Genomic DNA, 24,666 nt, shown 5'->3' with positions numbered 1-24,666 from the left:
TATAAAACATGCAAAAGAGGTTTTAAAAGAGGCATTTTTACATAAGGGTTACGCACTTGTCGATATCTTACAGCCTTGTGTCACCTTTAACAAGGTAAATACCTATGATTGGTTTAGCGAAAATAGCTATGTTTTAGATGACTCTTATGATGCGAGTGATTTTGAGCAAGCTGTAAAAAAGTCCTATGAGACTATTCCTATGCCCATAGGTGTTCTTTACAAAAATAAAAATAGTAGAGTATCATTTGAAGAGGCTATAAGAGGCAAAGATGCTAAGCCACTTCATACTTTAACTCATGATGTTAGTCAGATTCAAAGCCTATTTGAGAGTTATTAACACCAAAGTTTTGATGCTATAAGATAAGCATAGCATCACCATAAGAGTAGAATCTGTATCTTTGTTCAATAGCTATTTTGTAGAGCTTCTGTGCCTTTTCTAAACCCGTAAAAGAGGCAACAAGCATTAGCAAAGTCGATTTGGGCAGATGAAAATTGGTAAGTAGATGATTGACTCTTAGAGGTCTGTTGTTTGGATGCAAGAAGAGATTTGCTTCCCCTTTTTGAACTCTGCTTCTTGCATAAAACTCTATTGTTCTAGTAGATGTAGTTCCTACACTTAAGATTTTTCTATCTGAATCCAAAAGTTCCTTTGCTTCATCCGAGATGGCATAATACTCTGAGTGCATCGGGTGTTCTGTAATGGTGTCGCACTCGACGGGCTTAAATGTCCCACTTCCTACATGCAGCGTAACATATGCATGTGCAAAGTTTTTGCAGACTCTCTCGTGCTGCTCCTTTGTAAAATGCAGAGATGCAGTCGGAGCCGCAACTGCTCCCTCTTCTTTAGCAAATACGCTCTGGTACTCACTCTCATCTTCTTTGTTATCTTCTCTTTTTATATATGGAGGAAGTGGGATATGACCGATTTTATCTATGATTGGAAGAAGCTCTTCAAAACGCAAAGGCTTCTCGGCTAAATAAAAGTTTACTATTCTGCTTCCGTCATCTCGAAGCTCTTTTACCTCTGCTACCAAATCTTTGGCAAAGAAAACTTTTGTTCCTTCTTTTACCTTTGCTCTAATATAAACATTGATATCGTTTGCGTTAATAGCTCTGTTTATTAGCAGTTCAATTTTTCCTCCACTCTCTTTTTTGCCAAAGAGTCTTGCTTTAATAACTTTGGTGTCATTAAAAATAACTGCACACTCTTTGGGGATAAATGTTTCTAAGTCAGAAAATCTTACATGTGATATTTCATCCGTAGCTCTATCATAAATAAGTAGCTTTGCGCTATCTCTTGGACTTGCAGGGCAGGTTGCTATGAGCTCTTTTTCAAGGAAGAAGTCATAGCTAGAGGTTAAAAGTTCTTTATTATTCACTATCTTTATTTATCGCTTTTAACTCATCAAGAAGGTTTATATCTTCACTATCCTCACTCTCTTCTTCTAGCGGAGGTGCAGGGTTGACCATTTTTACAATCAAGATGGAGATTCCATATAGTAAGACAAGCGGTCCTGCCATTAGAAGCTGTGTCAAAACATCCGGAGGGGTAAGAAGTGCCGCTACTATAAAGATAAGTACAACCGCATATTTGAAAAATTCTCGCATCTGTCTGTCGTCAACCATTCCAAGGAGTGCTAAAAAGTAGGCAAAAACAGGAAGCTCAAAAGCGATACCAAAACCAAACATAATTTTTGTGAAAAATCCTACATAATCTTCGATATTTATAAGCGGAGTAAACTTGAAGCTACCAAACGTAATAAGAAAGTCAAAACCAAAAGGGGTAACAATATAGTAGGCAAATAAAACCCCTACTGTAAACATTGTAGTTCCGCCGAGGATAAAAGGGATGACCATCTTCTTTTCATTTGCATAAAGAGCCGGTGCGACAAAAGCCCATATTTGGGCAAGTATTATAGGAAGTGCTCCTACAATTGCTGCAAAAAAGGAGACTTTGAGGGCTACAAAAAATGCTCCACCGACCTGATTTGTCGTAACCATTCCATCGGCTGCATGAAGCGATTTTTTGCCGACTTCTATAAGTGCTACATTTAACGGCTCAACAATCCACTCTAAAAGCGCCTCATGAAAGTAGAACATTACAAAAAACATAACAAGCAAGGAGGCAACTGAAATTGCCAGCCTTTTTCTAAGCTCAACTAAATGTGGTTTTATCTCATCAAACATTTTTATTATCTTCTTCTGTTTTATCTATAGCTGGGCTCTTTTTTTTCTTAGTAAGAGTTGCTTCTTGAGGCTTAGAGGTACTCTCATCTTTTGGTTTATCAAATAAACCTTCATCACTAAAACTATCATCTTCAAGTGTTGTTAATTTTGCTGCCATTTTTTTAATATCAGTCGCACTCTTTACCTGATTTGACGCATTTTGAAGCTCTTTTTTATATGCAAGGGCTTCATCTTTCATGCTCTTCATATTTATCTCTTCTTCAAATGACTGCTTCATGCTGCCAATAGTGTTTTTTGTATTTCTAAAAAATTTAGCTATTTCAACCATGGTACTTGGAAGTTTATCAGGACCAAGGAACAAGATAGCTATAACAGCAATAATAAGTATTTCCGTAAAACCCATACCAAACATAAAAAATCCTCAAAGTTATTATTAAGGCAATGATTCTATCTAAAGAATAATTAAATTACGATATAAAGAGCGCAATCTCATCAGCTAAGAGGTACTGTGTGTTGTAAAAGGTATCATCTTTTAGTAGTAATTTTTTCTCTTGAACTAAAAACTCAGCTCTTTTTAGCTCCTGCGCATTTAAGATATTTTTATCAACCCCGACACATGAGCGAAGCCCTAAAAATATCTGTTCTGTTTTTTTGTCGTTTAAATCTAGTTGCTCTGTTTTTATGCTTAGAGGATTTTTTATATACTCTTCTATATCAGTTGAGGGATAGTACCTTTGCATGCCGAATTTGCCGACAGCTCCGCTTCCTAAGCCTATATAATCCTTATATTCCCAGTAGCCAAGATTGTGCGTGCTTTTATATGAGCCGAAGTTGCTTATCTCATACTGCCCAAATCCAAAATTAGCAATCTTCTTAAACAGCCATGATGTAAGATTGAGCCTCTCTTTTGACATATGGGGCTTTTTTTCAAACAGTGTGCCCTCTTCAATAGTTAGAGCGTAGGCGCTTAGATGGTTGATTGGTAGGGAAAAAGCAGTTTTTAAATCATTTTGCAAAAGCTCTTTTGAGTCGCCTAGCGTAGCGTAAATGAGGTCAAGTGAGATGTTTTTGAATCCTGCCTTTTTTGCATTTAAAACCGCTTCTTTTGCTTGAGTAGCGTTGTGCGCACGATTTAGAAGTTTCAGTTTTGCATCATCAAAACTCTGTACCCCAAAGCTTATTCGGTTGATGCCTAGCTGATGCATCCCCTCAAGCCATGTTTGTGTTGCGCTGTTTGGATTAGCTTCGCTGGTTATCTCAATATTCTCTTTTAGATATGGGCGCAAACTCTCAAAGATTTTTTCATAAAGTTTTGGTTCAATAGTTGAGGGAGTACCCCCTCCGATAAAAATCGACTCTATCTCTTTTGGGGCTACTTGAAATCTCTCTAGTTCAAACGCAAGCTGTTTTTCAAGAGAGAGCATGTAGCGCTCTTTTAGATGAAACTTATCTACATAAGAGTTAAATGCGCAGTAATAACATTTGGAATCACAAAAAGGAATATGTATATAGAGTAACATCTTCTACTTTGAGAGGTTGCTTAGTGTATTTATTATCTCATCCATCTTGTCATTTATTAAACTAATTTCGCTTGAGATATTATTAACTTCATTTGCATTTTTATTAAGGGCATCAGAACTCTCAGAGATAGACTGAATAAGAACATTTGTGGTTGCTGAGGTCTCGGCAAGACTTTTTTGCGTTCTCTCTGCAAGCTTACGTACTTCGTCGGCAACAACGGCGAACCCTCTTCCATGCTCACCCGCGCGTGCTGCTTCGATAGCAGCGTTTAGTGCCAAAAGATTTGTCTGCTCTGCAATATCACCGATGGTTGCTAAAATAGTTTTTGTCTCATTTGCATTAGCAACAAGTGTTTGTAGATTTTCAACCATATCATTTTCTTTATGTGCCACATTGTGGATTCTCTCAACAGCACTATTTATCATCTCTTTTAAGTCTTTGATTGTAGTGTTTGTAATCGTTGAAATAGTTTCATTAAGTCTGTTTGAAGAATCAACTATGGCTTCTTGATTCTCTTTGTTTTTTTGCTCCATGCCCTCAAGAGACTCTCCAAGAGCGTTTATGTTATTTAGCAAATCTGCCATTTTTGCCTCTACGTCTATCTTGCTTCTTGTAGAAAAAGAGCCTTCAGAAAATTTCTGTAGCGTTGCTATAGCGTTGTCTATATTTTTCTCAGATGCGACAAGCATATTGTTAAGGCTATTTCTAAGAACGTGGACATACGGCGTTTTGGAGTCAGATGAGATTCTGCATGAGTAGTGTCCTTTTGAGACTTTGTCGGTAAGTAGAACCATCTCTCCGGCAACTTTTGTATCAGCAAGCATAGAATTTTGATATTTTGTGATAATTTGATTGAAGTTAATTTCCGCCTGATCTGTTGTATTTTCATTGATAGTAATTTTGTTTCTTTCAAAATCCATCATCTCGATAAGTTCTAATCTTTTTTGATTTAACTCATTAGAACTTTTAGAACTGTTTTGCATATTAAGTATGATTATAACGCCAAATACTACTATTGTTAAAGCAGCGTGGATAATATTTGAATCTATCATAAATAAAGAGACAACAAGGATGAGAAAAGCTGTAGCAAGGATTGCATTTTTTATTGTATTGTTCATTTTATCTTTCCTATTTAAATGTTTTGTAGAGCATTTGAGCTTCATCTATCTCTTTTTGTGAAGGTTTTCTTCTGCAAGAGAGGTAGGTTTTTTCTTTTCTGGTCTCATCATATATTGGGTAGATTGTAGCATATACCCAGTAGTATCCTCCATCTTTAGTTCTGTTTTTTACATATCCGGACCATATTTTATCGTTTTTTACGGTATCCCAAAGATCTTTAAATGCAGCCTTAGGCATATCTTTGTGACGGACGATATTGTGTGGTTTTCCTACCAGTTCATCAATGCTATAGCCGGCAATTGCGCAAAAATCATCATTTGCAAAAATTATAGTGCCTTTTGAATCGGTTTGAGAAACTAAAAAATCATCATTTTTTAAGACGTACTCTTTCATGGTTTGCCTTTTTTTCGTTTTTGTCATAAAGTTGGCATGATTTTAACAAAGTATAAGTTAATAGCCGGTAAAGGAATTATAATTCTTTTTATGCCTAGTTATAATACATTTATGTAAAAAATTGTTTTATCAAAAATTTTCTTGATTTTGGTATAGAGAATCATACAAGAAAATTAGTTTATTTTAATAGCATCTTTTGTATAATCGCACCAATATAATAATAAGAGCTTTTTGAAGCTTTTTGCTAAGTGAAGTAATGATAAAAAAAGATTTATATCGTCCTAACGTTGCTATGATTGTTGTCTCTAGTTCTTACCCTCGGGTAAAAGAGATTTTTTTGGCACAAAGAAATGATTTGAATGACGTTTGGCAGTTTCCTCAAGGCGGTATAGACGAAGGAGAAGCGGTTGAAGAAGCACTTTTTCGTGAGCTTTTAGAGGAGATAGGTACTGATAGCGTAGAGATTATTGCTGAGTTTCCTGAGTGGATTTCTTATGATTTTCCTTCTAGGATTGCCGAGAACATGAAGCCGTTCATTGGGCAAAAGCAGAAATATTTTTTAGTTAAACTCCATGAGAGCGCAACAATAAATATTCATACACATCAACCTGAATTTAGCGACTTTAAGTTTGTAACCGTTGAGGAGGCTTTAAATATGAGTGCTAGTTTTAAAAAAAATGTTTATGAGAGTGTATTGGGTTATTTCAAAAAAGAGGGATTACTGTAGATGTTGATAGTTCAAAAATTTGGCGGAACAAGTGTTGGTGACTTAGATCGCATCCAAAATGTGGCAAATCGTGTAAGTATTACAAAAAAAGCAGGAAATGATATTGTTGTTGTTGTCTCTGCAATGAGCGGCGAGACAAATAAGCTTGTCTCCTATGCAGAGCATTTCTCAAAAGCTCCTGCAAGGGCTGAGATGGATATGCTTTTGAGTTCCGGGGAGAGAGTAACGGCTTCGCTTTTAGCGATAGCTTTAAGTGAGATGGGGTTTCCTGCAGTATCTATGACGGGAAGAAAGGCTGGTATTGTTACTGATAATATTCATACAAAAGCACGCATCGAGGTAGTAGATCCAACAGCTATGAAAAAAGCTATATCAGAGGGTAAAATCGTGATAGTAGCAGGTTTTCAAGGAGTCTCTCATGATGGCAATGTTACCACACTCGGTCGCGGCGGAAGTGACTTGAGCGCTGTAGCAATTGCAGGAGCTCTAAAGGCTGACCTTTGTGAGATATATACAGATGTTAGCGGAATCTTTACGACTGATCCAAGGATTGAGCCAAAAGCAAAAAAGCTTGATAAAATTTCATACGATGAGATGCTAGAACTTGCCTCTTTGGGTGCAAAAGTGCTTCAAAACCGTTCAGTAGAGCTGGCTAAAAAATTAAACGTAAATCTAGTAACAAGAACAAGTTTCTCAGACGAAGAGGGAACATTAATAACTAAGGAAGAAAATATTATGGAAAAACCGTTAGTAAGTGGAATTGCACTCGATAAAAATCAAGCTCGCATCTCTTTAGTAGGCGTAAAAGATAGACCGGGAATAGCATCTGATATATTTACAAAACTATCAAATAACAATGTAAATATTGACATGATAATCCAAAATGTCGGATATGACGGCAAGGCAAATATTGACTTTACCGTTCCTGTTAGTGACCTAGCTGATGCTAAAAGAGTGGTGGAGGCGTTTGTAGAAGAGGTTGAAATTAATGAAGCTTCTTATGATGAAAACATCTGCAAAGTCTCAATAGTCGGTGTTGGCATGAAGTCGCATACGGGCGTGGCAGCAAAAGCATTTTCTATAATGGCTAAAGAGAATATAAACATTAATATGATCTCAACTTCAGAGATAAAAATCTCTATGGTTATAGATGAAAAGTATGCAGAATTGGCGGTAAGAAGCCTACATGCCGCATACGAGTTAGATAAATAATCAAATGTCTGATTTTGCACAGTGGAGCTTAGATGCTATAAGGGAAGAGGGTGGTTGTTTTAGCTGGCTTGAGGAGCAGCGTTTTGACTGGACAACTACCACTTCACAAGCGCTTGAGCAGATACTTAGCGGCAAGACAATTATTTTAATAACCGACGATAAGAGAAAGTGGCTTGAGACCTATATACTTGAATTTTTAAATGATGTCAAGATGGATCGCCCGCTGCTTCCTATTTTCAGTATAGATAGCATGTATAAACATTTTAACTCTGTCAGCGGCGGCGAGATGCTTGAGGTTGTAGAGGATATGATATCTTTGGCGCACAAAGATGAATACTTTTTTTGGTATATCGGCAGGGGCGAAGATAAAAGAGCTGATATTGCAAAAAGAAAAGATACGAGTTACTTCTGGATTTTTGATGAAGATTATATTAACGCTTTTACCTTGAAATCTTACGACAAACAGCTTGATATCAAGCTGCTTCAACTCTTTCGCCTTTTTAACGCATCTTTAAATGCAACGATGTTTGGAGAAGTTGATGTTGGTTCATGACTCTAAAAAAGGCTACATCTTAATATCTACAGAAAAAGAATCACAGCTTGATAGAATAAGAGAAGAGTTAAAACCAAACAGGGTTGTTGCTTTTTTAGAGGATGAGTTTAAAATTGAACATGCAAAAGCCGTAATTGCAGAAGCCTACATTAGCGAATCAGAGACAAAATATATAGTTATCGGAGCTAATAACTTCAACAACATATCTCAAAATGCACTTCTTAAAATCCTCGAAGAGCCTCCTAGAAATATAGAACTCATCATTATATCTCCTACAAAATCAAATCTTCTTCCCACGGTTCGCTCAAGAATGCCTATAGTAAAAGGCAATAAAATTCGCATACTTCAAGAGATGAAGCTAAATCTCTCACGAGTAAATTATGGAGAAGTTTTTGATTTTTTAAAAGCAAATGCAAGAGTGAAAAAGAGCGAGGCTAAGGCTCTTGTTGAAGCACTTTACCATAGAGCGACTGTTGTAGAGAAACTTATACTAAGCACCCAGCAGCTTCAAAATTTTGACAAAGCATATAGGCTTTTAGAGTTAAACTCAAGACCACAGAGTGTTTTAGCACAGCTTATCATGAGTTTTACAGGAGAAAAAAATGCAAATTGAACTTTTGTCAAACAGTATAGATAAGCATAAATATTTAAAGGAGCTGGGCGTAGATAGCGGAGGTATCGCTATTATGGCAGCAAAGGCAACATACTATACTATTTATATCAGAGATTTGCATGTCGGCGGAGCAAATATCTTAAAGCAGGATGCTTTGAGTGTCGGAGCCGATTTGGCGGTGCCGCGCGGGACGGTAATGGCGAGGATTCCGCATGTAAACTGCATCCTCATAGCTACTGCAAGACAACTCAAAACCCTTAGTACAAAGGAGCTAGCTCAGCCGTTTGGACTAAAAGAAGTGGCAAAAAATCTTCAAGAGATTTTAAAAGTTAGGAGACCTTGCAAAGTAGAAGTCATGGGAATAATAAACGCAAATGACGACAGCTTTTTCTCAGCTTCAAGATTTAACGGCACTAATGCACTCCAAGCAATAGAGCAGATGATAGATGATGGTGCTGATATTATAGATATAGGCGCGGTTTCATCTGCTCCAAACTCTTTGCATGTAAGTAAGGATGAAGAGCTTGCAAGAGTAAGACCCATTTTTGAAGCTATAAAAAAAGCAAAACTCTACAATAAGATAAAGTTTAGCATAGACAGTTATGAGCCTGAGGTGATAGCATGTGCTCTAAAAAGCGGATTTGAAATCGTAAATGACATTACAGGGCTTGCTAATAATGAAGTTTCTAGCCTCTGCGCGAGCAACAATGCAACAGCTGTTATTATGCATATGCAGGGAACTCCGCAGACGATGCAAAATCAGCCACAGTATGAAAATATTTTAAGTGATATATACTCCTTTTTTGAGCAAAGAGTAGCCAAGGCTGAATCTCTTGGTGTAAAAAAGATAACTTTGGATGTCGGAATAGGATTTGGCAAGACACTAGAGCACAACTTGATGCTCATAAAACATCTTGAACACTTTTTAACTCTTAAAAAACCTCTGCTTGTAGGTGTTTCAAGAAAGTCCATGATAGATAAAATCTCTCCATCTTTGCCTCATGAGAGGCTAGGTGCAACACTGGCACTAAATCTGGAAGCTGCAAAAAATGGAGCCTCAATCATCCGCGTGCATGACGTCAAAGAACATGTGCAGGCATTAAGGGTACAAGCGGCATTAAACACGATATAAAAAGGCGGGTAATAAATATGGTATTTCCAAAAGTAGGAAACATAGCGACGACTTCGGTTGTTACAATAGATATAAACAGTTTAATTTCTGATGCTATAAAAAAGATGTTTAGCAATGAGCATAGAAATATAGTAGTTACCGAGGGCAATATTTTTCGCATAATGAGAGTAGCTGATATTTTAAATATGAAAGCAAGAGGCGTAGAACTTGAGAGCTCTTTAAAAAATAGAGATTTACCGATAATTCCCGTAGTAAATAAAGAAAAAACGATTTTATATACATTGGAGTATTTAAATTCTGAAACAGAGTATGTGTGTGCTGTAAATGACGACGGCTCACTATACGGATTAATCTCTCATACAGATATTATAAGCAGTATAGATCCAGACACCTTGATGGACAACTTTTGTCTTGTCGATTTTTTAAAACTTGGAAAAAGATCTAAATGGGTAAATAAAGATTTAAAAACATCAGAGCTACTTTGCGAAATGGCAAAAAATTCATTTGAGAGCGTAATAATTGTAGAAGATTTAAAACCTATAGGCATATTTACTACCAAAGATGTTATTGGGGTTATTGAGAAAAACAAAGATTTGAATGTGCCCATTAGCAAATACATGTCCTCACCTGTTGAGACCATAGCAAAGAACTCTTCCGTTAAAGAGGCTATAGAGTTTTTAAAAAAGAAACATTATAAAAGAGTAATAGTTGTTGATGATGATGGAAAAATGTCTGGTGTTGTTTCGCAAAAAGAGCTTATTGCCACTACATACTCAAGATGGGCAGCTTTAACAAAAGAGTATCAAAAAGAGCTAGATGATATAAACAGTGCACTTGTGAGTAAGAATATAAAATATGAGGAGATGGCATCTAGAGACTCTTTAACAAACCTCTATAATAGATACAAATTTTTAAAACTTTATGAATCATCCCACAAAACAATGCTTGAGAGAGAAAATGAGATGTCTTTAATAATGGTTGATATAGACTATTTTAAAAAGATAAATGATACATATGGGCACAATGTCGGCGATAGTGTTATAGTAGAAGTGTCAAAAGCGCTGTTAAAGGGCTTAAGAAATATAGACATGGTATGCAGATGGGGCGGGGAGGAGTTTGTCATTCTTCTGCCTGCTGTAAATATAGAAAATACTCTTTTGATTGCAGAAAAGTTAAGATGCAGTATAGAGGAGCTTAGAGTAGAGGGTGCTAGCAAAGTAACTGCAAGCTTTGGAGTCTCAAGGGTTAAGAGAGATGATGATATAAGTAGTGTTGTAAATAGAGCGGATATGGCGTTGTATTTGGCAAAATCTTCCGGAAGAAACTGTGTAAAAAAAGCAGACTAAAAAATCATTTTTAGATTGGGTTTCCACAGATAGCGTGGAAACCCATATGGACATTACTCTATTTCAGCGTCTATTACATCATCATCATCTTTTTTCTTTTTAGCATCAGCCGCACCTGCTTCGCCGCCTTGCTCTTTTTTGTACATCTGCTCAGCCATTTTATGACTTGCTTCTGTTAGAGTTTTTACTTTTGCTTCGATTTGCTCTTTTGTTGCGTTTGTATCTTTAAGAAGATCTTTTAGCTCAGTTATAGCAGACTCGATTTTTGTTTTTTCTTCAGCTTCGATTTTATCGCCCATCTCGCCTAGAGATTTTTCACTCTGAGCAATAAGTGCATCAGCTTGATTTTTAAGCTCAACTAGCTCTTTTCTTTTAGAGTCTTCTGCTTTATGAGCCTCTGCATCTTGAACCATTTTGTTAATCTCTTCTTCACTTAGTCCAGAACTTCCAGAGATTGTGATTGACTGAGATTTGCCTGTTCCCTTGTCTGTTGAGCTAACAGTAAGTATTCCGTTTGCATCGATGTCAAAAGTAACCTCGATTTGAGGCACGCCTCTTGGAGCCGCAGGAATGTTGCCTAGTTCAAAAAGACCTAGAGATTTATTATCTTTTGCGAACTCTCTCTCACCTTGAACAACCGAGATACTAACTGCTGGCTGATTATCTTCAGCAGTTGAGAAGATTTGAGATTTTTTAACAGGTATTGTCGTACCTTTTTCAATGATTTTAGTAGCGACACCGCCAAGAGTTTCAATTCCTAGTGAAAGTGGAGTAACATCTAAAAGAAGTACATCTTTAACATCTCCACGTAAAACACCACCTTGAATCGCTGCACCGGCTGCTACAACTTCATCAGGGTTTACACTTTTGTTTAGTTTTTTACCGCCAAAGAACTTAGATACCATCTCTTGTGCAAGAGGAACACGAGTTGAGCCTCCAACCATAATAATCTCTTTGATAGCATTGTTATCTAAACCAGACTCTTTCATAGCTGTTTTGATGTGATCTATTGTCTCTTCAACAAGTTTTTCAATCATGCTCTCAAATTTTGCACGAGTAAGTTTGATAACAAGATGCTGTGGTCCAGCTTCTGTCATAGTGATAAACGGCAGGTTAATTTCTGTTTCGGTTGAGCTTGAAAGCTCCTTTTTAGCATTTTCCGCAGCATCTTTTAGACGTTGTAGCGCCATTTTGTCATTTTTAAGATCTATGCCATGTGCATTTTTGAACTCGCCATTTAGGTAATCAACGATTTTATTGTCAAAGTCATCTCCACCTAAAAATGCATTACCATCAGTTGAGAGAACCTCAAAAGTACCCTCGCTAATCTCTAAAACAGTAACGTCAAATGTTCCGCCGCCTAAATCGTAAACAAGTACATTCTCATCGCCTTTACTATCTAGCCCATACGCAAGCGCAGAAGCTGTTGGCTCGTTGATGATACGAAGAACGTTTAGTCCTGCAATAGTTCCCGCGTCTTTTGTCGCTTTTCTTTGTGCATCATTGAAGTATGCAGGAACCGTGATAACCGCATCTGTTACGCTAGAACCTAAGTAAGACTCAGCATCTTCTTTTAGTTTGCTTAGTATCTTTGCTGAAATCTCTTGAGGAGTGTAGATTTTTCCTGCAATATCAACTGCTGCCATACCGTCTTTATCTATAATGTTGTATGTTACTTTATCATGAGCGGCTTTTGCATTCTCTTCGCTCATCATAAGACCCATAATTCTCTTAATAGAAGAGATAGTTTTGTTTGGATTTGTAATTGCTTGACGTTTAGCAGGATCTCCTACTAAAACCTCACCTTTGTCTGTAAATGCAACAACTGAAGGTGTTGTATTTTTTCCCTCTTTGTTTGGGATTATCTTTGCCTCGCCGCCCTCATAAACTGCTACACAAGAGTTTGTTGTTCCTAAATCTATACCTATTACTTTTGACATGTTGTTATTCCTTAATTTAATTTTATTTGGCGCGAAAGAAACAAGTTCCTTTCACTTTTTCTAGCCACTATGGCACAAAACTTTAGTTTCTTTAGAAAAGCTTGACACGTTTGTGTCAGATTTTATAATAATTTATTAAATACAACGAAATGATATCGTTATATCTTTTTTTTCTTTGCTACTTAAGTAACCTCAGATTAATTCGCTACAACTACCATCGCTTCACGCAACGGTCTCTCTTTGTATCTATAACCTGTTTGAAATGTTTGAACAATTTGCCCACTCTGCACAGTGTCGCTATCTACGCTCTGCACAGCGTTGTGGATGTTTGGATCAAACGGTTCGTCATGGGAGACTATTGTCACACCGTGTTTTTCTAAGGAGGTTGTAAGCTGCTTAAGCGTAAGCTCAATACCCTCTTTGAGTTTTTCTAAATGCTCCTGTGGATCAGAGAGATTTTGTGTAGAAGACAGAGCCATCTGAAGTGAGTCCATAACCGGAATCAAATCTTTGGCAAATTTTTCATTTGAATACTCTACAGCAGCATATTTCTCTCTCTCAAGCCTTTTTTTGATGTTATCAAAATCGGCATGAACACGAGCATACTTATCTTTGAGAGAAGTTAACTCCTCTTGCAAGAGGTCAAGTTCATTCTCAACTGCTTCCGCTTCTGCGGCAGCTTCTTGAGCTAGTTCATCCAACTGGGTGTTTTTGAGAGACTCTTCTTGAATCTCTTCATTATTTTCTTTTGACATAGTTGTTAAAGCACTCCTTTTCTAAAAAGATAGCACTATTATACATATTGAGTGTAACAATGTCAAGCAATAGTTGAATATATTTAGTTAAAAAAGTTGAGTCTGTTATTGTCAACTAGTTTATTTGCTTAAAAATAAGTTTCTGTAGTATCATTACAAAAATAAATATAGGTGGGTAGTATGAGATATTTTGCTTGGTTTTTCGGTATTTTGGCTACATTGATAGTTGTTGTTTATGTGGTTGCTTTTACATCGCTAGGAAATGGATTAATTAAGCCTATTTTAGAGAGCAAGATTAAGGAGCAGACAAAATTAGAGAGTAAGCTCTCGAAATTTTCCTTAAGCATGAGTGATTTTGAGATTGTTTTAGAGATAAACGAGAACAATAAGGCTGAGATAAAAGGGAGCTACTCTCTTTTTTCACAGTCGTTTGATCTCTCTTATGATATAAGTCTTAAAAATTTAAAGACACTAAAATCATTCTCGGGAACCGAACTTAGAGGAGAGTTTTATACAAACGGAAATGTAAAAGGTGACATTGCTTTTATGAAGATAGATGGTAAGAGTAGTGTAGCAAATAGCGATACATCTTATCATGTAGAACTGAGGGAGCTGAATCCTACATCTATTATTGCCAATATAAAGGGTGCAAAACTAGCCGCACTTCTTTATATGGGTGTTCAAAATCCTTACGCAACGGCAGATATAGATATGGATGTAAATTTTAGAGATATAACGCCGCACAAGATGGATGGAGAGGTTGTTTTAAAAACCAAAAACGGCAAAATAGATCCTAAATATATGTTAAGTGACTTTAATGTGAGTATCCCTCAAACCCTATTTTCTATGAATCTTGATGCAAAATTAAAAGGTAATGATGTAGATTACAAATATGAGTTACTCTCAAATCTCTTTAAGATTAACTCAGCAGGTCTTATAGTGCCAGAGCCTTTAAAAGCTGATTTAAAATATTCACTAAATATTGAAGATCTTGAGGTGCTAAAACCCATTACAAAGGCTGATATTAGAGGCGCATTTAAATTAAACGGCAGTGTTAAGGGAGATAAAGAGAGACTTTTGGTATCAGGAGTCAGTGATTTAGCTTCATCAGATATGGTTTTTGAAGCTGTCTTAAAAGAGTTTGCTTTGGCATCTATAAAAGCAAAAGTAGTAAATCTTGATGTTGCAAAACTGCTATATATGTTAAAGCAGCCACACTATAGCGATGGTTTGTTCTCTATGAATGCAGATATTAGTGATGCAAAAGTAGAAAATTTAAGCGGAAGCGTTGTGATGGCAATATCAAAAGGAGTGCTTGATTCAAAATATTTGAGTAAAACATATGAGTTTGCATCTCCTATGCCTAAAACTATATTTGACTTCACGACAACAACTATGTTAAAGAGCGCTATTGCAGAAACTAAAGTTGATTTTAACTCCAACATAGCATCTCTTAATATTAAAAACGCAAAATTTAATATCGAAGATGGCTCGTTAGGGAGTGATTATAAGATTGTTATACCAAACTTAGACGCTCTCTTTTTTGTTACACAACAGCATATGCAAGGTGGAATTACGGCAAATGGAGAGCTTTCTAGGGCAAAAGATTTGGATTTTACATTACAAACCGAAGTTGCAGAGGGGAAAATCAATGCTAAACTTCATAATGATGATTTTTTTGCTACTGTTGATGCTATAAAAACTAATAAAATACTCCAGATATTACTCTATCCAGAAATAGCAGATGCCTCTTTAGATGCTAAGATAGATTATAATCTAGCACAAAGCAGAGGTGCTTTTGAGGGCAAAGTTACGGATGCAAAATTTGTAAAAAATCAAACCTTTGATCTTATAAGTCAATTTATTAAGTTTGATATTTACAAAGAGCTATTTAGCGGTAATGTAAATGCAAAAATAGATAAAGAAAATATTTTAGCTTCCATAGATTTGCACTCTAAAGATGCTGCTATAAAAACAGAAAAAACAAAGCTAAACACAAAAACAAATCAGATAGATACGGACGTTAGTATAAGAATCAAAAAAGATGAGGTTAGCGGAAGCATCACAGGAGACATAAACGCTCCTAAAGTAAGTATAAATATGGAAAAATTTATGAAATCTAAAGCAGGTGAAGAAGTCAAAAAGAAAATAGATAAAGAGGTAGAAAAAGGGCTAAACAAGCTCTTTAAAAAGTTATTCTAAAGAGCTTGAAAAAGCTCCTCCTCTCCAATCAGAGCCTCTTTTGGCTCTGATATATAGTAGCCTTGCATAAAATCTATATCTAGGAGTAGCAATTTATTATAAACATCTTCTGAGTGGACATACTCCGCAATTGTTTGCATATTACTCTGTCTTGCAAAGTGTATGATACTTTTTACAACTTTAAAATCTTTTGCGCTAATATCAATGTTTTTAATAAGAGAGCCGTCTATTTTTAGGAAGTTTGCTTCAATGTCTATAATGGTTTTAAAGTTTGAGTAGCCGCTTCCAAAATCGTCAATAGAGACTTTTGCCTTAAGAGAATGTATAAGATTTATCTTTTGCTTAAAAAGTTCTATATTGTTAATCTCATCACTTTCAAGTATCTCAAACGTTACGCGTGATGCGAGATGTTGATTATCTTTTAGATTATTAATTATAGTCTCTTCGATATCAGAGTTTATAAGGTCTGAGAAGTTCATATTTATACTTACGAGCTTATTGTTGTTTTTAAATGTCTCAAAGACAATAAGTAAAATTCTTTGAGTCAATTTATAGTGCATATTTGTCTCTTTTATTTGTGGTAAAAAAGCAAATGGAGGAATTACTATTCCCTCTTTTGTAACAATTCTGACTAACGCCTCGTATTTAAATATTCTGCTTTGTTTATAATCATAAATTGGCTGATAGTGGCAGATGACTCTGTTTTCATCAATAGCCTCCTTTACAAAGCTAATATCTCCTGATGAGGAGGAGTTCTCTGTACTCTCTTTTTCGTCATAACTAATAACTCTGTTTCTTCCACCTTTTTTAGCAATGTATAGCATTTTGTCGGCTATTTTTATAGCTTCTTGAAAATTCTTCTCTAAATACGGATACTTATGCAGACCGATTGATACGCCTACTCTAATCTCATGGCCATCATAAACAAAGCGCTCTTTGTTTATATTTTTTCTTAATCTTTCACATATATCCAAAGCAGATTTGGCTTTATCACGGTTGTTTATAAGAAGTAGAAACTCCTCTCCGCCGTATCTCACTAGTATATCGTTGTCTCTGATTGATTCTTTAAACACCTTGCTTGTCTGCGATAATATATAATCACCGGTTCTATGACCGTAGGTATCGTTTATGATTTTAAATTTATCCAGATCAAGTATTGCCAAGGAGTAGTTAGAGAGATTAAGAAGCGGCAGAGTCTCCTCAAGGTAGTTTCTGTTAAATGTATTTGTAAGCTGATCTGTAAATATTTTTCTCCTAGTGACAAAGTAGTGAAATATCTGCAGGATAGTCATAACCATGAGCAGAAGAACAAAGATAATCAACACCACAAAAAATGTCTCAAGTGGTTTAATGGACTCTAGTATGATTTTTTGAATATTAGTCGTAATGTCAATATTAAATATTGCTATAACATCTCCATTGCTTATTATTGGGTACAGATATGTCAAATATAGATTTTCAACATCATTTTGCTGTATGACCTGAGGTTTTTTTGTTGAAAAAACAGCTTCATATTCCGGGGAATCTACATCGAATTTCTGATTAAAATTTGCCTTGTCTGTTTTGGATGCATCAAGAAGAAACCTAAATCTGTTTTGCTCATCTTTATATAGAATATACACATATTTTACATTTGAAGTAAGCATTAGGGAGATAATATGTTCATACTCGGCTCTAACATACTCTTTTTTAAACATAGAGAACATATCTTTAGTGGTTATAATCTCTGAGGTATCTAGCATGTCTATTTCTATATTTTGCAAAATATATGAAATCTGTTCTATCTGATGGTTTTGAATTCGCTCAAATATATCATTTTTTGTTTTTGTTATGTGAGTATATATATATGCAAAAAACAGACCAAGCATAAAGAGCAGAAAAAATATTCCAAACTCTCTCTTTTTTACCATACTTTTTCCTCTTTATAGGTCTCTAGCTCTTTAGAGAGTCTGATATTTTGAAAAACTGCTCTCGGTTCAATAATTACTATATTTGGTCTGCCTTTTTTCCAAAAAAATGCACCAAAGCTCTCCGGAATATTTTTCAGCAACTCATAATTGAGTACAAAAATAGGTTTATTTTTACAGTTTTCATCACTTTCTATGCTCTCTTTATTCTCTACTACAATAATAGTTGCTGCTGCACACTTATCCGTTACTATCAGGTAACTGCTCTTTTTAAGCTCTTCAAGCAGATGTTTATTGTCGCACCAGAGTGTTATGCCTTTGTCAATATGAATATTTAAAAATATTTTTTCTAAAATCTGCGCCTTGATATCAACTCTATCCTCTTTTGCAAACAATGCAACAATAAAAAGAAGTATGATAATGGTTGCCCTCATTTAAAAAGTGTACTCCATTGTAAGCAGAACTCTTCTGTCCGTTGCTGATGCTTGAATAGTACCTATTGGAGTTTCTGACGCTCTGTCGAATATATTTTCTGCCTTTACTTTTAGTTCTGTTTTCTTGTTTAGCTTATATATTGCTCCAAGCGAGTAGTCAAATCCTTCTTTAATATCTACACCCTCTAGGCTTGTATATTCTGATTTATAAAGCAGTTCATTGTAAATATCGAACCTTCCAATAGTGTTAAAAAGCTGGAAGGAAGCCCCTTGCTCTGGGCTATAGTAATTATCTCTAAACTGTCTGTAAATTTCTATTTTTATCTTGTTGTCTATGTTGAATTTGTGCTCTATATTTGCAAAAACAAGTTCAAAACTGTTCTCTTTATTACTGTTTACGTAGATGCTCTGCGAAGGGTTTGTTTTGTTCATATCAAATATTATTGCGTTATCAGTTGTACTTCTGCCGACTCCAAATCCAAAAACAGTATCTTCTAGGGTATGGATAATTTCCGCAGTTGTTGTAAGAGACTCTGCACTACGCAAATCAGGGTTGATATTATAGTTAGGCGAATAAGTAGTCTGCATAAATGTCGGATACATATAGCTTTGCATAGCAAAAAGTTTAAATGTCCACTCTTTATCAAGAAGTGCCACGTAGCCTGCTCTTAGTATATGTTCGGTTGAAGATTTGTTGAAGCTGTTTTTATAGAGATCGATTTTAGCGCTAAAGGATATCAGATGATTCTCATTTATATTATAGAGATTCTCAGCATAAAACATATATATATCTAAATCTTTTGGACCCCAGTTTCTTGCATAATTGGCACCATCTATTTTGTATTCGTTGATGCCAAATTTCTGATGTTTAAATTGTGCCCCTAAAAATAGTTCGTTATTTGCGTTTATAAATCTTTTTTCTATGATTGCGCTATACACTTGAGTATATATTTGAGAGTCAAGCTGCTTTGGAAAAGGAGTGCTAACTCCTGTCAACGGTATGCCAATAGTGTCCTTGTCGTAAATTTCGAATTTTTCATAAGAAGCAGTAAGCATTATTTTTAGATTATTTTCAAAATACTTGGTAATATGCGTGTATATATCACTGGTTTTTGTATCTCCATCAGCTGGAGCCATTCCCAGTCCACTAAAAACATCGTATTTCTCTTTAATTGCGCCTACTTCAATGTCGTAGTCATATTTTTTTGAAAATTTAAAATAGAATTGACTCCTTGCCCCGTCTCTTGAGAGTTCTGAATTATTTACCGTATAGTTTTTATAATTATTTTTTTTTAAATCAACATTTGCTAAATATGAGTACCCATCAAAAACCTTTGCATCAACTCCCTGCAATGTCGCGCTTCCAAGCGAGTCAACAGAGGCTTGAATGGATGTGCTGTTTTCGCGAGAGGGCTCTTTGGTGAAGAGTTTTATAAGCAGAGTGCCGGGTTCGTTGCCAAATGTAACTGAATTTCCTGCCTGATAAATTTCTATATAGTCGATAAAATATAGACCCATTCTTCCATATTGTACCAGCACATTTCCAAGTGTTGCGGAGTTTAATTCATGAGAGTTTATATAAAGTTTTACAGGATGAGACGACATCTGTGTTTCACCGCTTCTAACAAGCGTAGTCATTCCATTTTTTCTTGGCTGAAGTGTGAAAAATCTTAAAGTTTTTAAAACATCATTTAGCGTGTAAGCCTGCATTTTATCGAGTTCTGAGCGTGTTATTACCCTGATATGTCCAGCACTCTCTTTTTTTGTGTGATGGTAAGGCTCCTCAGCGCTTTTATACTCCTTTAGAAGCGAATCAAGCGATGACTCATTACCAAATAGAAGAGTAAAAAGTAATAAAAAAGGTATAAAAAAGCGCATAAATAAACCTTAAATAATAATGCAAGAGTATATTTAATAAATGCTTAGTTTATACTTGCATCTGCAAGTGTCAAACAAAAGAGAACCTTTTTGGTATTTTTTTGCAAAGCTCCAACAGCTTGAGTTAAAGTTAAGTTCGTAGTAATAATATCATCTATTAAAATCAGATCTTTTTGCTTAAAATTTTTAACCTCAAAATCTCTTGGGTTCAGGAGTCTGAACTCTTTGCTTTTGCCAGAGTAAGAGACTCTGTTTTTTGCTCTTAGTTTGTTAAAAAGGGGATTTATATATCTGCTCTTTAGCGCTTTGTTAAGAATCGCCGTGTGAGAGTAGCCATATTTGGAGTAATCATCTACCGCAATCGAGGTAATAGTATGCGAGTAGTTGAACTCTGCGGCAAATTTTTTAAAAGAGTTTTTTGCAAGTATTGAGTAGATATAGTAGCCCAAATCTGTATGCTTTGTATGAAGGAGTTCTTTTATGTCACTGTATTTGTAGAATGAAATTACATCAATGTTGCCCAATATTTTTCGCCTGTAGATTGAGGGAGTTAAAAAGGTGTTTTGACAGTTATGGCAGATATGTGAGAGAGATAGATTCTCACACATCAAGCAGCGCATTTTAAGCCATTTTCCTAGTCCATCTTTAGTACAGACATAAATGCTTCTTGAGGAAGCTGTACTTTTCCGATGGATTTCATTCTTTTTTTACCCGCTTTTTGTTTTTCAAGCAGTTTTCTTTTTCTTGTGATATCTCCGCCGTAACATTTGGCTGTAACATTTTTGCCCATACTCTTTACAGTCTCTCTTGCAATAACCTGAGAACCCAAAGATGCCTGAACGGCTACTTCAAAAAGTTGACGAGGTATAATCTCTTTCATGTTCTTAACTAAAACACGACCGCGTGATAATGCCTGATTGCGAGGAACAACGATACTTAGCGCATCAACTGCCTCTCCAGCTACTTTTATGTCAAGTTTTACTAGGTCGCCAACTCTAAATTCAATCGGCTCATAATCAAAACTTGCATAACCTTTAGATATTGATTTTAGTTTATCGTAAAAGTCCATTACTATTTCGTTCATAGGCACTTCATACTCAAGCATAACTCTATCTTGGTTAAGATAAGTCATTTTTGTTTGAGTGCCACGCTTATTTATTAGCAGAGTTATAATATTGCCGAGATATTCACTTGGAGTAATAACAGTAGCTCTTATATATGGCTCTTCGATTCTGTCTATACGGGTTACTTCTGGCAGTTCAGAAGGGTTATGAACATGAATTTTTTCGCCGTTATTTAGATAAACTTGATAGATAACAGATGGGGCAGAAGCGATTAAATCAAGATTAAATTCACGCTCAAGTCTCTCTTTTATAACTTCCATATGAAGCATACCTAAAAATCCGACACGAAAACCAAACCCCAGAGCTAAAGAGGTTTCTGGTTGATAAGAGAGTGAACTATCATTTAGTCTGAGCTTGTCAAGTGCATCGCGTAAATTTTCAAATTCGTCTGTGTCTATCGGGTATATTCCTGCAAAAACAAAAGGCTTCGCCGGTTCATATTCTAATACAGGTTCGTGCGTAGGGTTTTTGGCATCAGTGATAGTGTCCCCTACATTTACAACATGTATCTCTTTTAATCCTAGTACAACTATGCCAATCTCTCCAGTTTTTATAACAGGAGTCTTTTTACGCTTAAGCGGATGCGGGTACATCAAATCAAGAACCTGATGCTCCTCGCCATTACTCATAATTTTTACAAGTTGATTTACTTTTATCTCACCGTCAAAAACGCGGACAAGACCTAAGGCGCCTAAATACGGGTCAAACCATGAATCATAAATAATTGCTTTTGTTGGAGCTTTTGGATCTCCAACTGGAGCAGGTATTCTATCTACGATAGCATCAATAAGCTCACGAATACCTGCGCCGGTTTTTGCAGATACCAAAACGGCATCTGTTGCATCTATGCCGATGCTTGTCTCAATCTCTTGGGCAACTTTAACAGGGTCTGCAGCAGGTAAATCTATCTTGTTTATAACTGGGATAAGTTCGAGGTTGTTTTCCATAGCCAAAAAGACGTTTGCAATAGTCTGAGCTTCAACGCCTTGAGCAGCATCAACTATAAGAAGTGCCCCATCGCTTGAAGCCAAAGATTTGCTAACCTCATAAGAGAAATCGACATGACCCGGAGTGTCAATAAGGTTTAAAATATAGTGTTCGCCGTCTTTAATATAATCAAGTCTGACACTTTGCGCCTTTATGGTAATACCGCGCTCTTTTTCGATATCCATAGTATCCATCATCTGCTTGCCGAGTTCCCTCTGGCTTACAGAGCCGCACTCTTGGATGATTCTATCAGCTAAAGTGCTTTTGCCGTGGTCGATATGCGCGATGATGGAAAAGTTTCTAATATTTTTCAATTAATTCCCTTAATTATGCAAACAGCGAGTTTACGCTTTCGTTGTGATAGACTCTGCGAATAACCTCTGCAAAAAGAGGCGCAACAGTTAAGACAACAATCTTATCATCTGCTTTTGACTCTAGCGTGTTTGTAACTATAAGCTCATCAAGTTCGCTATTTTGTATGTTTTCATACGCTTTTCCACTAAGAACGGCATGTGTAGCACAAGCCATAACAGAAGAGGCACCTTTGTTTTTAAGCGCTGTTGCAGCCTTTATCATAGTTCCCGCCGTATCAACCATATCATCAATCATAATAACATCTTTGCCGCTTACATCTCCTATGATGTTCATAACTTCACTCTCGTTTGCTTTTTCACGGCGTTTGTCAACGATTACCATCTCAAGTCCCATTCTTGAAGCAAAATAGCGAGCGCGTGCTACACCGCCGATATCAGGAGAAGCAATGATGGGATTTTTTAGGTTTTTACTTTTTATGTAGTTCTCAAAAGTTACAGAGCCGTAAAGATTATCAACAGGGATGTTGAAAAAACCTTGAATCTGCCCTGCATGAAGATCAATAGTTACGACTCTATCTATGCCTGCGGTTTGATACATGTCAGCTACTAATCTTGCAGTTATCGGAACACGCGGTGCAGCTTTGCGGTCTTGTCTTGCATAACCATAGTATGGAACAACAGCAGTAATGCTCGAAGCTGATGAGCGGCGAAGTGCATCTGTCATGATAAGTAGTTCCATAAGATTGTCGTTTGAGGGTGCGCCTGTTGATTGAACAATAAATACGTCACGACCGCGAACACTCTCGGCGATTTGAATTGAAATCTCACCGTCACTAAACTTTTTCACATCAGCTTTAGCCAATGGAACATCTAAAATCTGACAAACTTCTTTTGCAAAATTAACACTAGCAGAACCTGCAAAAATTTTATAACCGCGCATAGGATACCTTTTAAAAAATTTAGTGGAATTATACAAAAATAGTGCTGAGGAGTTGTTAAAATGAAAGACATCTAAAAATATTCTTAGATGCTAAAATAGTATTTAGCATCTGAGGATTTTATCTAGCTTCTTTGATGGCATCAAGTGCCGCTTCATAGTCAGGCTCGGCAGTAACCTCTTTTACAATCTCTTTATAGACGATAGTTCCGCTTCTATCAATCACAAAAACGGCTCTGGCACATAAGCCTTTTAGCTTATTATCAGCCATTAAAACACCATAAGCTTTGCTTACCTTTTTGTCAAGATAATCACTTGCAACAGAGAGGTTTTCAATGTCGCTTGTTGTACAAAAACGCTCTGAGGCAAACGGTAAATCCATAGAAACTACGGTAGTTTCACAGATGTCAAGATTGTTTACGTCCTCGTTAAATCTTCTTGTTTCAGCAGCACATGTGTCAGTGTCTAAAGAGGGAACGGTTATAATTAACTGTATCTTATCTTTGGCTCCGCCTATTTCTACGTTGTTTAAGTCGGTTCCGATTGCATGTACAACTGGTGCTTTGTCTCCAACACCGAGCTCATCGCCCTCTAAATTTACCGCGGTTCCTTTAAACATTGTTGTTTGCATAAATATTCCTTAAATTTTTTTTAATTATATTATCATAAAAATTATGTAATTTATCTTTTATGAGTATCTTTTTTTGTATAATCATCAGAGATGATACAAATAAAAATATGTAAGAGTATAAATGCAAAACCCTTTTGAGTCCGGACACATTAAAAATTATCTGCTTTTTTATGCAAGTACAGTCTTGATTGCGCTGCTTTTTTTCATAGCTGCTTCTCTTTTTCATGATACAAAAAGTGTTGAGCAGAAGATATTTAGCACAGAGCAAAACAGTACAAAACAAACTGATAAAACAGAGCAAAAGGCTGTGGAAGTGCAGGGCAGAGCAGAGAAGTTTAAGCTTTTAGAAAAAGCCTATTGATTCTCTTTTGTAATGATATAGAGCTGCTCGTGGTTTAGGCGCTTTAGTATATCCATGACATTTACAAAGTCTTGAAATTTTGACTCCTTATCGCTTCTTAGAACTACCGTCTGCTCCTTTGAAATAGCAGAGAGTCTAATTTCGAGAGTCTTTAAATCAACCTTCTCTTTCTCTATAAAGAGCTCGCCTTTGGCATTTACGTAAACAGTAACCTCTTTTTTAACATCCTCTTTTGTTGCTGTTTTTGCGCTTGGAAGCTCAATCGGGATGATGCCCTGATTTACAAAAGTTGCAGTTGTTAGTACCATTACTAAAAGAACGAGCATGATGTCGATAAAAGGGATGACATTTATATCATCAAATCTTTTTCTTATTTTTTTACACTTTGCCATA

General features: G+C 36.1%; 24 protein-coding genes and 1 pseudogene. 9 read left to right on the top strand and 16 right to left on the bottom strand.

The genetic code is table 11. From position 1 onward, the window contains the following. Nucleotides 1–337, top strand: a pseudogene (locus M0Q17_RS01745) (2-oxoacid ferredoxin oxidoreductase); the annotation flags it as partial. 16 nt (nt 338–353) lie between these two features. On the opposite strand, the gene queA reads toward M0Q17_RS01745, so the two are convergent. The 6 genes from queA to M0Q17_RS01715 are packed head-to-tail and all read right to left on the bottom strand — an operon-like array spanning nt 354 to nt 5,220. After that, nucleotides 354–1,379 carry a tRNA preQ1(34) S-adenosylmethionine ribosyltransferase-isomerase QueA gene (queA, locus tag M0Q17_RS01740; protein ID WP_295082660.1) on the bottom strand — a complete coding sequence of 342 codons (1,026 nt, stop codon included), beginning with the start codon at nt 1,377–1,379 and terminating at the stop codon, nt 354–356. Further along, on the bottom strand, nt 1,372–2,187 hold the full coding sequence (gene tatC, locus M0Q17_RS01735; protein WP_295082658.1) for a twin-arginine translocase subunit TatC: 816 nt from the start codon (nt 2,185–2,187) through the stop codon (nt 1,372–1,374). Before tatC ends, queA begins: the two co-directional genes overlap by 8 nt. Next, a complete protein-coding gene (gene tatB / locus M0Q17_RS01730; RefSeq protein WP_295082656.1) occupies nt 2,180–2,599 on the bottom strand; it encodes a Sec-independent protein translocase protein TatB in 420 nt (139 codons plus the stop codon). The genes tatC and tatB overlap by 8 nt, the downstream gene beginning before the upstream one ends. Before the next feature lie 55 nt (nt 2,600–2,654). Next, a complete protein-coding gene (gene hemW, locus M0Q17_RS01725; RefSeq protein ID WP_295082654.1) occupies nt 2,655–3,707 on the bottom strand; it encodes a radical SAM family heme chaperone HemW in 1,053 nt (350 codons plus the stop codon). A 3-nt stretch (nt 3,708–3,710) separates the two neighbouring features. Then, nucleotides 3,711–4,826, bottom strand: coding sequence for a methyl-accepting chemotaxis protein (locus M0Q17_RS01720; RefSeq protein WP_295082652.1), 1,116 nt, complete (start codon nt 4,824–4,826; stop codon nt 3,711–3,713). Between the two features lie 10 nt (nt 4,827–4,836). After that, nucleotides 4,837–5,220 (bottom strand): PAS domain-containing protein, encoded by a 384-nt coding sequence (locus tag M0Q17_RS01715; protein ID WP_295082650.1) that lies wholly within the window; start codon nt 5,218–5,220, stop codon nt 4,837–4,839. 256 nt (nt 5,221–5,476) lie between these two features. Here M0Q17_RS01715 and M0Q17_RS01710 point away from each other — a divergent pair, with 256 nt between their 5' ends. From M0Q17_RS01710 to M0Q17_RS01685, 6 genes are read left to right on the top strand one after another with little or no spacing between them, the layout of a single operon-like run. Beyond that, nucleotides 5,477–5,947: an RNA pyrophosphohydrolase gene (locus M0Q17_RS01710; RefSeq protein ID WP_295082648.1), complete on the top strand. Its 471-nt coding sequence runs from the start codon at nt 5,477–5,479 to the stop codon at nt 5,945–5,947. Beyond that, nucleotides 5,948–7,159: an aspartate kinase gene (locus M0Q17_RS01705; protein ID WP_295082646.1), complete on the top strand. Its 1,212-nt coding sequence runs from the start codon at nt 5,948–5,950 to the stop codon at nt 7,157–7,159. A 4-nt stretch (nt 7,160–7,163) separates the two neighbouring features. Continuing rightward, nucleotides 7,164–7,712, top strand: coding sequence for a HobA family DNA replication regulator (locus M0Q17_RS01700; RefSeq protein ID WP_295082643.1), 549 nt, complete (start codon nt 7,164–7,166; stop codon nt 7,710–7,712). Continuing rightward, nucleotides 7,675–8,325 carry a DNA polymerase III subunit delta' gene (locus M0Q17_RS01695; protein ID WP_295082641.1) on the top strand — a complete coding sequence of 217 codons (651 nt, stop codon included), beginning with the start codon at nt 7,675–7,677 and terminating at the stop codon, nt 8,323–8,325. Before M0Q17_RS01700 ends, M0Q17_RS01695 begins: the two co-directional genes overlap by 38 nt. Continuing rightward, entirely contained in the window at nt 8,315–9,457 is a 1,143-nt protein-coding gene (gene folP, locus M0Q17_RS01690; RefSeq protein WP_295082640.1) for a dihydropteroate synthase, read from the top strand. Before M0Q17_RS01695 ends, folP begins: the two co-directional genes overlap by 11 nt. 17 nt (nt 9,458–9,474) lie before the next feature. After that, nucleotides 9,475–10,803, top strand: coding sequence for a diguanylate cyclase (locus M0Q17_RS01685; protein WP_295082638.1), 1,329 nt, complete (start codon nt 9,475–9,477; stop codon nt 10,801–10,803). 53 nt (nt 10,804–10,856) lie between these two features. Here the strand turns inward: M0Q17_RS01685 and dnaK are convergent, their stop codons facing one another. Both dnaK and grpE read right to left on the bottom strand, forming a co-directional pair. Further along, nucleotides 10,857–12,743, bottom strand: a complete 1,887-nt coding sequence (gene dnaK, locus M0Q17_RS01680; protein WP_295082636.1) for a molecular chaperone DnaK — start codon at nt 12,741–12,743, stop codon at nt 10,857–10,859. 197 nt (nt 12,744–12,940) lie between these two features. After that, entirely contained in the window at nt 12,941–13,498 is a 558-nt protein-coding gene (gene grpE, locus M0Q17_RS01675; RefSeq protein ID WP_295082634.1) for a nucleotide exchange factor GrpE, read from the bottom strand. A 180-nt stretch (nt 13,499–13,678) separates the two neighbouring features. On the opposite strand from grpE, the gene M0Q17_RS01670 reads away from it, so the two are divergent. Next, the gene (locus M0Q17_RS01670; protein ID WP_295082632.1) at nt 13,679–15,700 is read left to right on the top strand and encodes a hypothetical protein; all 2,022 of its coding nucleotides are present in this window, start codon (nt 13,679–13,681) and stop codon (nt 15,698–15,700) included. Here M0Q17_RS01670 and M0Q17_RS01665 read toward each other — a convergent pair. The 7 genes from M0Q17_RS01665 to tpx all read right to left on the bottom strand — a co-directional run bounded on the left by M0Q17_RS01665 (nt 15,697) and on the right by tpx (nt 23,912). Further along, nucleotides 15,697–17,610 (bottom strand): EAL domain-containing protein, encoded by a 1,914-nt coding sequence (locus M0Q17_RS01665; protein WP_295082630.1) that lies wholly within the window; start codon nt 17,608–17,610, stop codon nt 15,697–15,699. The genes M0Q17_RS01670 and M0Q17_RS01665 overlap by 4 nt on opposite strands. Continuing rightward, complete coding sequence (locus tag M0Q17_RS01660; protein ID WP_295082628.1) at nt 17,604–18,041, bottom strand: hypothetical protein; 438 nt, start codon at nt 18,039–18,041, stop codon at nt 17,604–17,606. Before M0Q17_RS01660 ends, M0Q17_RS01665 begins: the two co-directional genes overlap by 7 nt. Beyond that, nucleotides 18,042–19,919, bottom strand: a complete 1,878-nt coding sequence (locus tag M0Q17_RS01655; protein ID WP_295082626.1) for a TonB-dependent receptor — start codon at nt 19,917–19,919, stop codon at nt 18,042–18,044. 44 nt (nt 19,920–19,963) lie between these two features. Further along, nucleotides 19,964–20,539 (bottom strand): ComF family protein, encoded by a 576-nt coding sequence (locus tag M0Q17_RS01650; RefSeq protein WP_295082624.1) that lies wholly within the window; start codon nt 20,537–20,539, stop codon nt 19,964–19,966. Nucleotides 20,540–20,553: 14 nt separating this feature from the next. Beyond that, complete coding sequence (gene lepA / locus M0Q17_RS01645) at nt 20,554–22,344, bottom strand: translation elongation factor 4 (RefSeq protein ID WP_295082622.1); 1,791 nt, start codon at nt 22,342–22,344, stop codon at nt 20,554–20,556. Between the two features lie 13 nt (nt 22,345–22,357). Continuing rightward, nucleotides 22,358–23,284: a ribose-phosphate pyrophosphokinase gene (locus tag M0Q17_RS01640; protein ID WP_295082620.1), complete on the bottom strand. Its 927-nt coding sequence runs from the start codon at nt 23,282–23,284 to the stop codon at nt 22,358–22,360. Between the two features lie 118 nt (nt 23,285–23,402). Then, complete coding sequence (tpx, locus tag M0Q17_RS01635) at nt 23,403–23,912, bottom strand: thiol peroxidase (protein ID WP_295082618.1); 510 nt, start codon at nt 23,910–23,912, stop codon at nt 23,403–23,405. Between the two features lie 121 nt (nt 23,913–24,033). On the opposite strand from tpx, the gene M0Q17_RS01630 reads away from it, so the two are divergent. Further along, complete coding sequence (locus M0Q17_RS01630) at nt 24,034–24,273, top strand: hypothetical protein (RefSeq protein WP_295082616.1); 240 nt, start codon at nt 24,034–24,036, stop codon at nt 24,271–24,273. Here the strand turns inward: M0Q17_RS01630 and exbD are convergent. Next, nucleotides 24,267–24,665, bottom strand: a complete 399-nt coding sequence (exbD, locus tag M0Q17_RS01625) for a TonB system transport protein ExbD (RefSeq protein ID WP_295082614.1) — start codon at nt 24,663–24,665, stop codon at nt 24,267–24,269. The two genes, M0Q17_RS01630 and exbD, sit on opposite strands and share 7 nt — an antisense overlap. Nucleotide 24,666: the final 1 nt, after the last annotated feature.

This window comes from Sulfurimonas sp. (assembly GCF_023229105.1).
Taxonomy (GTDB): domain Bacteria; phylum Campylobacterota; class Campylobacteria; order Campylobacterales; family Sulfurimonadaceae; genus Sulfurimonas.
This window is presented reverse-complemented; position numbering and strand designations above follow the sequence as displayed.